The 14,606-nt window shown below is 52.0% G+C and carries 21 protein-coding genes; 19 read left to right on the top strand and 2 right to left on the bottom strand.

Annotated features, from left to right (window positions below; all coding sequences use genetic code 11):
* Positions 1-195 precede the first annotated feature (195 nt).
* The 17 genes from SPV1_RS13390 (at position 196) to SPV1_RS13315 (ending at position 12,538) form a co-directional block, all read left to right on the top strand.
* Entirely contained in the window at positions 196-1,602 is a 1,407-nt protein-coding gene (locus tag SPV1_RS13390; RefSeq protein WP_009851768.1) for a cbb3-type cytochrome c oxidase subunit I, read from the top strand.
* A 70-nt stretch (positions 1,603-1,672) separates the two neighbouring features.
* Complete coding sequence (locus SPV1_RS13385; protein WP_040881886.1) at positions 1,673-2,608, top strand: cbb3-type cytochrome c oxidase subunit II; 936 nt, start codon at positions 1,673-1,675, stop codon at positions 2,606-2,608.
* Positions 2,609-2,623: 15 nt separating this feature from the next.
* Positions 2,624-3,277 carry a hypothetical protein gene (locus tag SPV1_RS13380; protein ID WP_009851766.1) on the top strand — a complete coding sequence of 218 codons (654 nt, stop codon included), beginning with the start codon at positions 2,624-2,626 and terminating at the stop codon, positions 3,275-3,277.
* An 11-nt stretch (positions 3,278-3,288) separates the two neighbouring features.
* On the top strand, positions 3,289-3,423 hold the full coding sequence (locus SPV1_RS14740) for a hypothetical protein (RefSeq protein WP_009851765.1): 135 nt from the start codon (positions 3,289-3,291) through the stop codon (positions 3,421-3,423).
* A 129-nt stretch (positions 3,424-3,552) separates the two neighbouring features.
* Positions 3,553-3,879, top strand: a complete 327-nt coding sequence (locus tag SPV1_RS13375; protein WP_009851764.1) for a hypothetical protein — start codon at positions 3,553-3,555, stop codon at positions 3,877-3,879.
* 31 nt (positions 3,880-3,910) lie between these two features.
* Positions 3,911-4,183 carry a hypothetical protein gene (locus tag SPV1_RS13370; protein ID WP_018294102.1) on the top strand — a complete coding sequence of 91 codons (273 nt, stop codon included), beginning with the start codon at positions 3,911-3,913 and terminating at the stop codon, positions 4,181-4,183.
* Between the two features lie 4 nt (positions 4,184-4,187).
* The gene (locus SPV1_RS13365; RefSeq protein ID WP_009851762.1) at positions 4,188-4,682 is read left to right on the top strand and encodes a c-type cytochrome; all 495 of its coding nucleotides are present in this window, start codon (positions 4,188-4,190) and stop codon (positions 4,680-4,682) included.
* Positions 4,682-5,218 (top strand): hypothetical protein, encoded by a 537-nt coding sequence (locus SPV1_RS13360; RefSeq protein WP_009851761.1) that lies wholly within the window; start codon positions 4,682-4,684, stop codon positions 5,216-5,218. The genes SPV1_RS13365 and SPV1_RS13360 overlap by 1 nt, the downstream gene beginning before the upstream one ends.
* A complete protein-coding gene (locus SPV1_RS13355; RefSeq protein WP_009851760.1) occupies positions 5,215-6,252 on the top strand; it encodes a formylglycine-generating enzyme family protein in 1,038 nt (345 codons plus the stop codon). Before SPV1_RS13360 ends, SPV1_RS13355 begins: the two co-directional genes overlap by 4 nt.
* A 2-nt stretch (positions 6,253-6,254) precedes the next feature.
* On the top strand, positions 6,255-6,482 hold the full coding sequence (locus SPV1_RS13350; RefSeq protein WP_009851759.1) for a hypothetical protein: 228 nt from the start codon (positions 6,255-6,257) through the stop codon (positions 6,480-6,482).
* Positions 6,479-6,874 (top strand): hypothetical protein, encoded by a 396-nt coding sequence (locus SPV1_RS13345; protein ID WP_009851758.1) that lies wholly within the window; start codon positions 6,479-6,481, stop codon positions 6,872-6,874. The genes SPV1_RS13350 and SPV1_RS13345 overlap by 4 nt, the downstream gene beginning before the upstream one ends.
* Positions 6,875-7,003: 129 nt before the next feature.
* Complete coding sequence (locus SPV1_RS13340; protein WP_009851757.1) at positions 7,004-9,613, top strand: fused MFS/spermidine synthase; 2,610 nt, start codon at positions 7,004-7,006, stop codon at positions 9,611-9,613.
* 123 nt (positions 9,614-9,736) lie between these two features.
* Positions 9,737-10,945: a 4Fe-4S binding protein gene (locus tag SPV1_RS13335; protein WP_231288414.1), complete on the top strand. Its 1,209-nt coding sequence runs from the start codon at positions 9,737-9,739 to the stop codon at positions 10,943-10,945.
* A gap of 141 nt (positions 10,946-11,086) precedes the next feature.
* Positions 11,087-11,515, top strand: a complete 429-nt coding sequence (locus SPV1_RS13330) for a hypothetical protein (RefSeq protein WP_009851755.1) — start codon at positions 11,087-11,089, stop codon at positions 11,513-11,515.
* A gap of 29 nt (positions 11,516-11,544) precedes the next feature.
* Positions 11,545-11,811 carry a hypothetical protein gene (locus SPV1_RS13325; RefSeq protein ID WP_009851754.1) on the top strand — a complete coding sequence of 89 codons (267 nt, stop codon included), beginning with the start codon at positions 11,545-11,547 and terminating at the stop codon, positions 11,809-11,811.
* Positions 11,811-12,194: a hypothetical protein gene (locus SPV1_RS13320; RefSeq protein ID WP_009851753.1), complete on the top strand. Its 384-nt coding sequence runs from the start codon at positions 11,811-11,813 to the stop codon at positions 12,192-12,194. The genes SPV1_RS13325 and SPV1_RS13320 overlap by 1 nt, the downstream gene beginning before the upstream one ends.
* On the top strand, positions 12,194-12,538 hold the full coding sequence (locus SPV1_RS13315; RefSeq protein ID WP_009851752.1) for a c-type cytochrome: 345 nt from the start codon (positions 12,194-12,196) through the stop codon (positions 12,536-12,538). The genes SPV1_RS13320 and SPV1_RS13315 overlap by 1 nt, the downstream gene beginning before the upstream one ends.
* Before the next feature lie 18 nt (positions 12,539-12,556).
* Here SPV1_RS13315 and SPV1_RS13310 read toward each other — a convergent pair whose 3' ends face one another.
* Positions 12,557-13,075, bottom strand: a complete 519-nt coding sequence (locus SPV1_RS13310; RefSeq protein ID WP_009851751.1) for a hydrolase — start codon at positions 13,073-13,075, stop codon at positions 12,557-12,559.
* A gap of 11 nt (positions 13,076-13,086) precedes the next feature.
* On the bottom strand, positions 13,087-13,608 hold the full coding sequence (locus SPV1_RS13305; protein WP_009851750.1) for a cbb3-type cytochrome c oxidase subunit I: 522 nt from the start codon (positions 13,606-13,608) through the stop codon (positions 13,087-13,089).
* An 87-nt stretch (positions 13,609-13,695) separates the two neighbouring features.
* On the opposite strand from SPV1_RS13305, the gene SPV1_RS13300 reads away from it, so the two are divergent.
* The gene (locus SPV1_RS13300) at positions 13,696-14,079 is read left to right on the top strand and encodes a hypothetical protein (protein WP_009851749.1); all 384 of its coding nucleotides are present in this window, start codon (positions 13,696-13,698) and stop codon (positions 14,077-14,079) included.
* 259 nt (positions 14,080-14,338) lie between these two features.
* Positions 14,339-14,606: c-type cytochrome (locus SPV1_RS14560; RefSeq protein ID WP_009851748.1), on the top strand; the 268-nt coding region annotated here is incomplete at its 3' end.

The following is a 14,606-nucleotide window of genomic DNA, read 5'->3' as shown; positions in this document are numbered from 1 at the left end:
TGGGTTACGCCCTGAAGCAGCACGCAATTATCGAAGGGTTACAGGAGGAATAGAGATGAGTACGATTGCGTCAATTCTTGGTGTTGCACTCGCGTTTTCAAGTATGTGGTTTGCCTGGTATCTGCTGATGCCGGGTCAGCATGACGAAGATTCGCACGAATAATATTGAATTATATCATAGGGGGTCTTTAGAAGATGCTTAAGTATTTGTTTGCAAAAGAGGATGATATCCCACAGGGAACAACAGCGTTGTTCTTTGCTGTATCATCAATTGCCTGGTTCATTATCGGTACCGGTCTGGGGTCGTTTAATGCGGCTAAGCTGGCGTTTCCGGATTGGTATCACGGTCTGTATGCGCTGCAGTTTGGTCATATGCGTCAGGTGCATGTGCATGCTGTGATTTTCGGCTGGATTGCGATGGCCTTTGCTGCTTCGATGATGTACATCACACCAGCTCTGGGTAACACCAAGCTGTGGTCCGAGAAGTTGGGTGTATGGAACTGTCTGCTTTATAATATTGGTCTGTGCCTTGCACTGGCGCTGTTGTGGACTGGTATTACATCCGGTCGCGAGTACTCCGATCACATCTGGCCAATCGATCTGTATATTGCCTTTGTTATGGTTGTGCCTTGGTCATTGAATGTGTGGATGACGATCGTGAATCGTCGTACGCAGGGTATTTATACCAGTAACTGGTTCTTTGCCGGTTGTATGTTCATGACTATTATCGTGTTCCTCGTTGGTAACCTGCCAGAGTGGTTCCACTTGACCGGTCTGAACGAGGCTTACATGACCTGGTGGTTTGCCCATAATATTCTGGGCCTGCTGATTACTCCGGTGGCTGCTGCTATCACCTACTACATTGTGCCTAAGATTACCGGTAACCCGCTCTATTCGCATCGTGTGGGTCATCTGCACTTCTGGTCCATCGTGGTGTTCTACTCCACCCCGGCTGCACATCATCTGATGAGCTCTCCGCTGCCGGAATGGCTGAAGTCTTTCGCATCGGTCGAAGGCGTACTGATTCTGGTTCCGGCAGTTGCTTATGTATGTAACATTCTGCTGACGATGCAGGGTAAGTGGTCGCTGTTTGTGTCCAATATCGAAATCAAGTTCACCATTACTGGTGTGCTGCTTGCTATCCCGCTGAATATGCAGGGCGGCTTCCAGCAGACACGTGCGATTAACTGGTATATCCATGGTACAGGCTGGATTGTTGCGCATGCTCATCTGGCGCTTCTGGGCTTCTCCACCTTTGCCGAGGCGGCTGCAGTGTACTACGGTATGCAGGTTCTGCTGCGTCGTAAGCTGTACTCCGCATCGCTGGCTAACTTCCACTTCTGGATGCTGCTGATTGGTTTCTCTCTGTACTGGACCTCAATGACTATTGCCGGTCTGATCCAGGGCGCAGCCAAGATCTACGAAGTACCGTATGTAGACGTGGTTATTGCTGAGCATCCATACATGATCGTTCGTTGGTTGGGCGGCACAATGGTGTTCTTCGGTAATATCATCTGGTTGTACAACATGGTGATGACAGCTCGTGCAGGTGTAGTGATTCCTGCAGGTCGTCAGCCGGTTGAAATCGCTTATACACGTTAAGGGTAATGCACAGGGCCGGTCTCGGCCGGCCCTGTTATCATAGTTTTATTATAAAAAGGGAGGAATATCCGTGGCTTTTAGAGAATATAGAATCGGCTGCATCATGTTCGGCGTTGCGTTAAGCGCGTCGATGTTTGTAACCATATTTTTGCCGGGCATCGATATCTCGGCTAGGTCATCAACCAAGATTGCGCTTGAGAAACAGTTGACCTACGGCTGGGAGAGTGGTTTCAACTATTACGATCCGTTTTTGCAGGGTAAGGACAAGCCTATTATGGTTGTGCTGACCAAGGATCCAAGGACTGGCGCGGCTATGGATAAAACCGACGCCTATGTTTTTCCGGCCGGTACGCATTTTCCGGATGGTCTGACACACGACAACATTCTGGGTGAAAAGGTTCAGGCTGCATCAACCACGAAGGGTCGTATCGGTGAAGCTTCTGAGGCTGCCGGGGGCGTGTTTTTGGTGCGTGTTGATGCTGATGATACGCCGTATATTGAATATGCCACTGCAACACGTGGCTGGACAACGGATGCTGTGCTGAAGGCTGCTGATCAGCAGTTTCTGGCAGGCGGCGGCAAAACCATGTTTATTCGTGAGGGTTGCTGGTGGTGTCATACACTGCTGCCAGAGGAGACTCAGGATTGGCAGACATTTGGTCGTCCTCCAATGACAGGCGATTTCAATGGTGAGTCTCCAACCACATTTGGTTCTGACCGCAAGGCGCCTGATCTGTTGCATGTTGGTTCGCGCAACTCATCACGTGAATGGATGACTATGCATTTCTTCAATCCACGTCTGGTTCAGCCGCACTCAATCATGCCACGTTATGATTACCTGTGGGGTAACAAGGACAAAGACGGTAACAAGATTGACCTGCACGCATGGGACAAGGAATACATGGCTTATGCAGAGGGTGACTCGGTTTATCCGCCAGAAGTTCCGGTTCCAGCAGATGACAGTGAAGCACGTATGTTGATCGATTTCGTGCTGAATCTGAAATAAGGGAGGGAGATAATTATGGCATGGACATTTAATCGGCCTCTGTATTCACTATCATCAGAGGATCAGAACAAGGAAGCTCAGCATGTATGGGAGCATGAGAGCCTGGGTGGTATTGCGGAGAATAATAATCCGCTGCCACGTCCTGTGATTGGTCTGCTGATACTGACCTACTTCACAGCAATGGCGCTTACTTTTCCATTGTACGGGCAGCGTCCGTCTGCTGCAATCTATGCGGACTATGTATCACTGATGAATTCAACCATGGTGCAGGAAGTGATGAATGATAAATCCATCACCCACGACCAGGCGAATAGTCGTGCGATGGCGATGATTGAGGATTCGCTGCAGCATTTTGATTCACCGTATACATTCCAGCGCGCACAGCATCCGATTGATCTGGATCAGCTGCGTGTGATTGCTCCTCAGATTGTGGAGCTGCAGCATGCAGGTGTGGATTTGGAAGAGTATACAGTGGTTGGTCCGACTGTGGCCAAGGCTAACTTCTTCAACCTTCAGCCTGATGGTACTGTGGTTGCCAAACAGCCATGGTGGGATAAGGGTTACACAATTGCGGTTTGGTGGTTTATCATCTTCTGTGCTGCGGTTATTATCACTGTGAAGCGTCTGCCGCACTTCAGCTGGCGCCCAGATCACACTATTGCTCATTAAGGAGACTGAATATGATTAATATGGATAATCCACAATTTGCAGGTGCTCTGGTTATTGCTATTGCACTGCTGGTGCCGGTGATTTACAGCTTTTTTGTTGATAATCACAAGAAGGGATCACCTGATCCACGTAAAAACACGTTCTGATCAGGATTTGTACTGTTTAAAGGCGTCGCCCAATCCGGGCGGCGCCTTTTTTCTTGTTGTCCGGGGTATAGTCAGAGAGGGTGGAGTCGCTGCTATAAATCTGTATGATCCGCCACCCATGGAGTGAGCATGTCTGTAAGTGTTAAGTATTTTCTGCTGGTGACAGCCCTGATGATAGCGTGCGGCGATGCAGTAGCGGCAACTGCTGCTGCCCCTCAGACATTCGATCTGGGCATCGAAAGCATGCGAAGTCACAGCTACAGTGTTTTTATCTTTATTTTTCTGATGGTCGGAATAGCCCTGTTTCTGGGGATTATTGCGGTCTTTGCGCGTACCGGGAAGGGTGCGGCGGGCCTGAAGACCGGAGAAAAGGTGATGCTCGGTATGATTGTACTTGGCGTCATTGCAGCAATCATTTTCGCTGCCTTGCAATTGCTTGACGGATTTTTGTTCTAAATGGACAATGCGCTAACCCTAGGAGGTTATGATGTTCGGAATTGAGTTACAGGATGGTTGGACCATCTATATCTGGCTGATTAGCGGTGCGGCTATTCTTATCGCGGTGGTCTTTGGTATACGTTGGGCTGCGAATAACGAGCAGTTTGATGAAGATATCAAGTACCTGGTATTTGACGATAATGACCAGGACAAAATGAGTGCGGATGAGTTCAAGAAGTATCAGGATGTAAATACCAAACAAATGGCTCGCCGTACAGAATTACAGGAAGAGCGCGAGGCAGCAGCCCGGGAACAGAACTAGACACATGTTTAAACGAATTCGTTGGTTGACCGTTATTAATACGGCCATACTACTACTTGCCGGTGTGTTTATTGTCTCAGTGGTACAGTCCATTATTTCACCAAGTAAGCCGGACACATCAGAACGGGGTTTGCCCTTCTACACGACGGCGGATGCAGCACTAGCCAGATCAGGCGCAGAGCTGTATAAAAAATTACAATGCCGCAGCTGTCATAAAATATGGTCAGTGAAAAATCTGTACGATACGGTACCTGCTCCCAGTCTTGACGGGATTGGTTCTCTGCGGACTGAAGAGTGGCTTTACCACTATTTTTCCAGTAAAAACCCGCAATCTATTGTGCCGACTCGGCTGAAGGAAAAGTACAAAATGCCTTCCTACGCTGCGCTATCGGAAGATGATCGCAGATTGCTTGCTGCCTACTTTGCCAGCCTCAAGGTGAGAGGGTGGTATCTGAAGGAGACTCGTATGGCTGAACAGAAAAAACTGACGGGAAAATAATGAGCCAGTCAACGGACAAGACAGAACCCATCGCCAACCCTGAAGCAGCCATGGATATCGTGCATGCTCAGTGGGGGCCTGTATGGCTCAGGGGTATTGCGGCATTTGCCGTCGGTGCTCTGATGATGCACACAGGCTTACAGGTACTGGATGTGCGCCTGGAGTGGTTTTTCGGTATAGCTACGTTCAGTTTCAGCTGGATACTGGTGATGACGCTGTTGCCTGTTGTCACGGGTGTTGTTATCGGCATGATATATGGCTTCGGCGGTAAATATCTGGCCCATTTCCCACCGCTTGCAGTGTTTGCATTGAGTTATTATGAAAGTATTCACTCACCTTTGCCTGAGGGCGTGCATTTACTGCCATGGGGGATGTGGGTGATGTTTGTCATTCTGCAAATGGAGTTTTGTGCGGTTGGCGGTTTTCTCGGCGAGATTCTCGTGCGCAGACGTACCGGCTGGCTTCACCGCTATGGACCGGCTCCGGATGCCTCTCCCTTGCCTATAGATGATCAGGTGGATACGTCCCGGGAATGAAACGTCCACAGCTTACACCACAGCAGAAAAGGCGACGTAAATCCCTGCTTATGGCAACCCTGATTACCTGTATAGCTGTTGCCATGATAGGCGGCTCTCTGCATGTGATGGAGCTGGGCTCAATGCGTATGAATGAGATGCAGGCAAAGTCCAGCTATGAGCCTGCCGATATGAAACAGCACATTCGTGCCGCCGGAGAAGAGCTTCATATGCAGGCAGAGCATGAGCAACGGGGTGGTAATACTGCCACCTATACTGTCGGTGAAGCTGCGGCGTTGTTAAGTGATGAACAGTGGACCGACCTTGCCTGGATGATCACGGTGCCGGCGGGCGTGTTTACCATGGGTAGTGATGATCCCCGTACCAATGAGGCGAACAGGCCTGCGCATAAGGTGCGGATGCCCGCTTTCAAAATCGATAAATACCTGGTGACCCAGGCGCAATATGCCCGATTTGTAGCTGCCAAGCACTATCGTCCGCCGCTGAACTGGGAGGGCGGACACATTCCGCCGGGTATGGCCATGCACCCTGTGACCATGGTTTCGTGGTATAACGCGCGTGATTATTGCTCATGGGCTGGCAAACGCTTGCCTACAGAGGCGGAGTGGGAAAAAGCTGCACGTGGTACGGATGCCCGTCGCTGGCCCTGGGGCAATGCCATGAACCCGAACAACCTGAACACATACTACAAAGTACGACACACAAGCCCGGTGAACCAGTACCCGCAAGGGGCAAGTCCCTACGGCCTGCTGGATATGGCTGGCAATGTGCAGCAATGGGTGGCTGATCAGTTTACGCCGTACCCTGGCACCGATGCAAAGCAAGAGGTGTTTGCCCCCAAAGCGCTGGACCCGAACTACCAGCGTGGCTCTGATGAAAAAGAAGAGTTGATCTATCGTGTGATGCGCGGTGGCTCATGGAAAAGTGATCCTCTTTCCACCACGACTTACCACAGAAACTATGCCATGCCGAATTATGCTTCCGATTTTTTCGGTTTCCGCTGCGCGATGGATATCGAGCCGGGCAAGGAGTGAACATGATTGTTATGATTTGGCGTGCGTCATTAATGCTATCCGTGCTGGTCAGTCCGGTCAGTGCGTGGGCACTGGACAGCTATCGCTTCCTGCATGTTACCATTGATACGCCGTGGTTCATTTTTATCTTTTTGTTTTTTCTGGTCTTTGCGCCGATGATACTCTCGGCCATTCTGCATTGGCGCAATGCTCTGCGTCGCGATCCTGAAGATGAGGACAAGGAATCATGATGAAGTTACTGCGCATCACGCTGATATTTGTCGCACTGCTGTGTACGGCACAGACGGGTTTTGCTGCAGCTCCATCGACGGCTGACTCTGCGACACCCGCTTCAGCTTCGAATGCTTCATCGATTTCTTCCGCCGAGACGGTGATGCAGAAATTTAGCGGCGACGATGAGGTCAGTCCTCAGCGCAAGATCACGACGGCTCGTAAACATCAGATTCTGTTCCTGATGGGTATTGGGCTGCTGGTGCTGCTGTTGATTACCGGCATCCTGGGCGTTTCCATGGTTGCCTTTGGCAAGGATGTATTTCTGCCGCATATGATTTTTGCCGGCCTGAGTCTGACGCTGGCAATTGTACACTCCGCTACCGCCATCGCGTGGTTCTGGCCCTGGTGAGCTACAGTACTACTAGCTTCTGAGCCACAAAAACAAGGCGACCCCAACAGATATGTTTATTTGCTTTCATGCTCCCTTGAGCCTCTTCGGCCTGGTGGTGAGGCCTGCCCCTGATCCGGAATATGCTTGATGGCTAACCGCTCATTGGCCTGGGTGCTTCTGTGCCTGTATGGCGCGACCGGAATGACGGCGCTGGCCTATGAAGTGCTGTGGACGCGTATGCTTTCACTGATGTTCGGGGTAAGTATTTTCGGCGTGGTGTTTACAGTTGCGGCGTTTATGGCCGGACTCGGCGCTGGCAGCTTCCTGGGCACTACTCGAGGTATGCAATACTCGCCTGCCCGTAGTTGGCGCATGGTGGCATGGCTGGAGGCTGGTATTGCGGCCTACGCACTGGCCCTGCCTGTTTGTATGCCGTGGCTGGATGGCGGGTTGGTATCGCTGGGCACCGGCTTGTCGCTGCCCGCCTGGCAGGGGCTTCAGGGTGGGGCCGTCCTGTTGTTGTTATTTCCCCCTGCACTGGCCATGGGCATGGCTTTTCCATTGGCATTGAGAGCGGCTACCGGCGCCCGTTTGACACTGGCATCAATGTATGGCGTGAATGCGCTGGGCGGAGCGATCGGCGCTGTGTTGCCGTTGTTGCTGCTGCCGCTGTTTGGTTGGCGTAGCAGCCTGTGGGTGGTGGCAGGTTTTGGTATGTTACTGGCCGTATGTGCCCTGTATGTTGCCAGGCACCTGCCGGGACTCTCTGCCGATAGTGACAAGTACCATGCCGGGGCGCAGCGGCCGCCCTCGGCGGACCTGTTGGCCTATGCAGGCATAGGCGCAGCCGCCCTGATGCTTGAGGTGCTGTGGACGCGTGAATATGGCATGCTACTACTGCGCACTGAATATATTCTGGCTGTGTTACTGCTGGTGTATCTGGCAGGCATAGGTCTGGGTAGTTTGCTGGCGGCCCGTATGCGGGCCGCTGTCTGGCTGAACCTGCTGCCTGCGCTGGCGGCTTTGGCAGCAGTGGCCGGTCAATATGCATTGTCGTCGATCAGTCAGTGGGCCGGCAGTAGTGAATTTTCGTCGCTGCTCACAGCCATGCTTGAACAGGGCGGCATGGTGGCGCTGTGTACACTGCCGGTGACGCTGTTACTGGGAGCATGGCTGCCGTTGCTGGCCAGGCACTTCCATCAGCAACAATCCGAAGCCGGCGGCTGGTGGTACGGTGCCAATAGTATTGGAGCTGCAGCGGGTGCGCTGCTGGCCGGCTTTGTCATGCTGCCTCTATTGGGTACGGCGCTGTCGCTACTGCTTGCTGCGACTATGCTGTTGCTGTGCGGCATGCGTTGGGTTCGTGACCGGCGCTTGTGGCTTTCGCTGCCATTGTTGCTGATCGTGGGCTGGCCGGTGCATAGCTTGCCCCCGGTATCCCGATTGCTACCGGCTCTGCCTGCATCTACAGACTTGTCGGTCTACGAGGATGCGGTATCACTGACCCATGTGGTGGAGCAGGGTAATGGCCAGCGGGTACTGCTATCTGATTTACAACGTATGGATGCATCCACCGACCCGACTGCGGTAACTGTGCAGAAAAATCAGGCACGCCTGCCGTTGCTGCTGCACCCGGCACCACGCACCGTTCTCTTTCTTGGTCTGGGTACCGGCATTACGGCCTCCGGCTCGCTGCCGTTTACAGGTCTTGAGCGCACTGCGGTGGAGTTGTCTCAGGGAGCCATCAATGCGGCCGGTAGCTGGTTTGCTCCGGTAAATGGCGGCATCAACGGGCAGGTGCATATTATACATGATGATGCGCGACGTTTTCTGCGTACCGATGATCATCATTATGATGTGATTGTCGGTGACCTGTTTCATCCTGATATGGTCGGACGCGCCAACTTGCTGTCCCTGCAGCAGTTCCAGCGAGCAAAGGAGCGTTTGAATGATGGCGGCATATTTGTGCAATGGTTGGCACTCAACCAGTTTGATGTCGCTTCGATTAAGGTGGTGATGCATACCTTTGCCTCGGTATTTAAGCATGCCTCGTTGTTTGTCGACGGTTATCGCATTGCATTAGTCGGACACAAGGGTGAGCCGGCGCATGTGCATGCGCTGCTGCATCGTTACGGGCAAATGAGCGATACGGCAAAGGTTCAGACGACTGGCGGTGAGGGGATATGGACCTGGCTGGGGCGCTACTGGGGTGAGATCCCTGATTTTTCCACCCCGTTACAGGATGAGTGGGCTCCGGTGATTGAATATAGCCTGCCGAAAGTGCGTTTCGGCGATGGTGTGGATATGGAGTCGATGTGGCGCTGGTTGCTATCATGGAGAAGCCGGGATGATATTGCTGCGCAGTCGCTTGGTGTTGCTGCTTCCGATATGCAGACATTCAGGCGGGCAAGGGTCGCAACAGCCCTGAATGTGCGCCTGTGGCAGGCTGAACTGGACGGTGATGAACGACGGGTGGTCGAAATGGCCCGTCTGGCCTACCGCGCCAATCCGAAGGATCGCTGGCCGGCATTTGCGCTGGCAGATCGTATGTACGACAGTCTGGCACATTTACCGGTTGGTGGCTTATCGCGCCGGGAGGCTCTTATGCGTATTCTGACACTGCGGCCGGATCATGAATCTGCTCTGCGCGCGATGATGCAATTGGAGCAGCAGCAGGGGCACGTTGCTGCGGCTGCATTATGGCAGCAGCGTCTGCATACACTTAGTCCGCTGGCTAAAAATATAAGAGAAAGGTAATATTTGCCCATGTCAGCCAATGAAGCCTTGAAAAGCATCCCGATTAAACAGATACATGTACCTGGAGCGACAGTATTACACCGATCCCGCAGAGCGGTGCAATACCTTACTCTGCTTGTGTTGGTGGCTATTCCTACGAGCGGTCTGTTCCGTATCGATCCTCAGGCCGGCGCATTTATCCTGCTGGATCGGCAGGTGTGGTTTTCCGATATTTTTATTGTCATGGGTTTCTGGATATTTGTGGCCAGTCTGCTGGTGATGATGTACTCGTTGGTCGGCTCGGTATTCTGCGGCTGGATGTGTCCGCAAAATACCGTGTCGGAGTATGCCAATATGCTGACCGAGAAGTTGCTGGGTCGGCGGGCGCAAATGATGGATTTGAGCGGTGACCGTATGAAAGTTGCCAGTCGGAAACAGTCACCTCTGAATTACCTGCTGCTGGCTGTCGGCCTGTTGCTGCCGGCGATGTTGTTTGCCCTGATCCCCCTGCTCTATTTTTATCCACCGTCCGCAATATGGTCATTGATTACATTTACCGACGATGCGCGGCTGGCTGGTTCGCTGCACTGGATTTATTTTGTCTGCGTCGCGGTATTTATGCTCGATATTGTGGTGATCCGGCATCTGATGTGTAAATACATGTGTATTTATCGCGTTTGGCAGCACTCGTTCAAGACCAAGGAAACGCTGCACATTCATTATGATGTTGCGCGCAGTGACCATTGTGCAACCTGCCATTACTGTGTTGATTCATGTTTTCTGGATATTGACCCGCGCCAGACAGAGGTGTTCGACTCTTGCGTGAATTGTGGTGAGTGTGTTACCGCCTGTGATGAACTGCATGCGAAGAGTAAAAAGCTGGACGGACCGGGCCTGTTGAGTTTTGCCATCGGTGACAAGGATCGGCCGAAAAAGAATGGCAGGGAGAAGGGGTATGTGGCCTCTTTCTTTAGCCGGGCTAAAGCCTCGTCTACGGCTACACTGCTTGGTGCTGCACTGTTTGCCATCGGTATTGCGGGTTATCAGAGCGATGAATTCTCGGTCTATCGCAGTGAAGGGTGGCAAGGGGCGAAGGTGTTGGACTACCGCATCAGTATAGCCCACAAGCTGTACCACCCGACTGATATCACGTTGCGCATCAAGGGCTTGGAAGCAGGGCAGTTTAAGTTGCAGACCACGCATGTGCACTTTGATACGGCAGGGCGTAAGGATGTGGTGTTGCATATTGATCAGTCATTACCGAAGGGGTTACACCGTTTTCATGTCTATGCGAACTCGACTGATGGCTGGTCGGGCAAATTTGATGTGACCCACTATGCTCCGGGCACCTGAAGTTTCCCGAAGGCATATTTGCATGCAGCAGAGGTTGAGCCTGGGCCTTGTCTGCATGGCAACGGGGCTTGTGGGCGATACAGGCGCGAGTGAATCGCGTTACGTTTGTGTTGATAATAAGCGTTTTTATGAGGTGAACACATGAGTAAAACGAAAGATGAGAATGATGTGGTGCAGTCAACCAAGGTGGAGTGGGGGGAAAATCCGGCTGATCACTATGGCTATGAGTCCGATGAAGAGCGTTTGGAAAAGCGTGGTATGGATGACTGGGAGCTGGTGGAGCACATCCCTGAATCCCAGAAACGTATTCCGAAGTGGTTTTATGGCGTGATTGCCGGTGTGCTGATTGTCGCTTTCGGTTTGTCATTGCCATTCTGGGGAGACAGGCCCGGTCACGCACGTCCATGGTTTACCATGGGGCATGTGTATGCTTTGATCTATTTTATTGTGGCGTTTATATTCATTTTTTTCATGGTCAACCTGTATGGCTCAGACAAGGGCGGGCGACTGGACTCTGATTCGGAGAATGATGATATTGATATGCCCGGACATGGAGGGCAAGGTAAGTGAGATCAGGGTATTTCTGCCTGATGTTTTGTATGGTGGCAATGCTTAGTGCATGCGGCGCTCCGCAACAGCAGGTGAGCTATCCGGAGATGGATAGCCCTTCTTTTACTACCTATGCAGCACAGTGCTCACTTTGCCATGCGCCTCCTCGTCCTTCAGCACATACCGCCGGCGAATGGCCCGCCGTCATTGCACGCATGCAGGGCCACCGGATAGAGAGCAGGATTCCTCCGATTCAGGCGTCTGATATGCTGGTTATCCGCGACTATTTGAGACGGCACGCCAAGGTGGAGAAGTGATGCGACAACTTGTTTTTGCAGTATGTTTGTTTCTGGCGGCCTGTTCTGAAGGCCCTCCCGCCTGGGCACCTGCGCCGGAGACGTGGCAGGATTTGACTATTCGGATGGAGACGCGCCCGGTACAGGTTCGGCACGGGATGAATGAGTTTCTGTTGATTGCCAGTCATCAGCAACGCGGTTTTATCAATAACTTGCTGGTTCAGGTGCGTACGGAAAGTTCGGGGCCCGGTTGGAAGCAGGCCATACCGGATGGTGCGTTAGGCGTCTATCGTCGGGCGCTGCCGGTGAATGATGTGGCAGGAGAACATTTGTACGTTCGTCTGACGCGCAACGGTCAACATGGCGAAATGACATTTCCTCTCTCTCCTGCGTCGGGTGACTGATGCTGCGAGTTCTGTTATTCACCTTCTGTTTGTTGTCGTTTTCACTCTCTGCGCAGGCTGCTGACGCAGCGCGTGGCAAAGTAGTGGCCCAGGTGCGCTGTATGCCATGCCATCATCTCAATACACTTTTACCCGGTATCGGGCCGGGCCTTAAAGGCATCTATGGTCGTGCTCCATCAATCTCCGGCATACCATTTGATGTGTGGGATGATACAGCGCTGAATGTATGGTTAAGTAATCCGCGCGCAGTAAAACCGAATACGCGCATGGTGTTGCCGCCTATCGCCGCGCGCGATCGTGCCGATATCATTGCCTGGTTTAAGTCGGTGAAGGATGAGAAGTGAATGAAGGCCTGAGGCCTCTTACTTGTTGTGCTTGGCCAGGCGCTGTTCGAGTTTCGGACTTTTAACCCAGTGCCGCAGTAGCATAATCTGCGTGCCTCCGCGCTCAGCCTGACAGCGGGGACAGGTTAGATAGCTAAGGAACAGGGTCTTAGGCATACGCCCCTCATCAAACAGTTCAGATTGCATCTGGCGAATCGCTGTTTTGATGTCACGGACATTTCCCTTGAATAGCTGCGCGCGCAGCATGTACGGGTTCTTCAGGCGATAGGTTTTACGTGCCGGAGAATTATCTTCACTGAGCAGGGCCAGAATGCGTCCCCGGAACATGGCCGACTGGGTCAGTACAAAGCCGGGCCACTGTTCATGCAGGCCGAGCAGTTCAATGTCGTGATGCTGACGATCCAGACATGCCTCGAAGCCGATTGGCATGTGCAGCAGCATCGGAGCGCGTTGCTCGTGTACGAGTGTTGCACCAAGATCAATATCCCGGCCGTTCCAGTCGGGAAATTCAGAAGGGCAGCCGCATTCCAATCGCATAACGACTCTTTTTACGAGCCTTTTTTATAGATGTCTTTCAGTGTCATCATGACATTGGCCAGGTAAAACCAGAAGCCAACTGCGAGCACTGAAGCGGCAATGGAGATCACCGGCCCGTAAAAGCGGTGTACAGACGGCACCTGGGCAGGATCAGTCAGCCACAGGTTGCCTTCAATAAAGCCGAAAACAAGCAGGGATATGTAAAATGCACTGACGCCGATGGTGGTCCACCAGAAAGAGTGCTCGGCCAGTCGGTGGGAATGAATAGGTTTGCCGGTAATTTTAGGCAGCATATAGTAGGTAACTGCCATGCCGAGTATGGTGACGCCGCCAACCAGATTAATATGGGCATGGGCCAGAGGATCGATCATATGGCCCGGGCCGCCATAAGGGCTGCCGATAGAGTCCAGCCACGCACGAACGGACGGGATGACCTGTAGCAGCCCGTGTACGGTGCCGATGAAAAATGAAATAACCGACATGATCAAAAATTTGACAAGATACAGGTGTTCGTTGGGGGGTGTATTGGACATGGCGGGTGAGACTAGCGGCGCACCTCCTGCTTGCAAGAAGCATGCGAGGTATGGTGCATTGCTGCGATTTTTGCATAGGGTGTCGAGATGCCTACTTCCGTGATACTCGTGTTGATCAGTTTTGCCGTGATGGCCGCAGCGTGGGCCCTGAAAAAAAGACATAGCCTGCATATAGGCCTGATGAGCAGTGTGATGCTCTTTGATATGTTATTTCCGATATGGCTCTATCTAACGCATGATTGGATAAAGCGCTTAATCGATCATGGTGAACTGTTATCATTTCTGGTCTGGACGCATCTGTTTCTGATCCTGACATTGTACTCTCTGTATGTCTTACAGGTGCAGGCGGGGCGGGGCATGCTAAGCGGGAATGCTGCTATGCGCCCGAGTCACCGACTGCAGAGTCGCGGCATATTGATTGTCCGGATTTTTGTTTTTATAAGCGGTGCTCTGTTGATTGCGCCGGATTAAAATAGATGTTAAAAAAGATTAACTTTGGCGCTTGCCTTTTTTAATCGCGCATGCAGAATGCCATTTTTATTGAATCTTAGGGAGGTCTGAGAATGCTCGCACACTTTATTGAATCTTCGGTTATGTTTCAGAATGGCACAGTTTATTTGATGTACGGAATTATATTTGGGGGACTGGGGATTATTTGTCTTGCGAACTATATTTCTGCGTGCAGAAAAGACCAAGAATAACAGTTAATAAACACATAGGAGGGAAATGCATGAAACGTATGATTAGCACCATGGGCGCTTGCGCTCTGTTAGCTTGGTTTGCGGCGCCGACCGTGGCCTCTGCAGAAGAAGCGATGGGAAATGTGAATAATGGCCGTCTTATTTTTCAGAATGGCAAAGGTGACGCTGACCCGGCTTGTCAGGGTTGTCACGGTATTGATGGGAACGGCAGTGACGAGATGGGTACACCACGTCTGGCCTACCAGGTTGACACCTATATCCTCAAGCAGTTGACGGACTTTGCTGAAACAAGCGTAC

The organism is Mariprofundus ferrooxydans PV-1, from assembly GCF_000153765.1.
GTDB lineage: Bacteria > Pseudomonadota > Zetaproteobacteria > Mariprofundales > Mariprofundaceae > Mariprofundus > Mariprofundus ferrooxydans.
The sequence above is the reverse complement of the archived record's forward strand: the minus strand, read 5'-3'. Positions and strand labels throughout refer to the sequence as shown.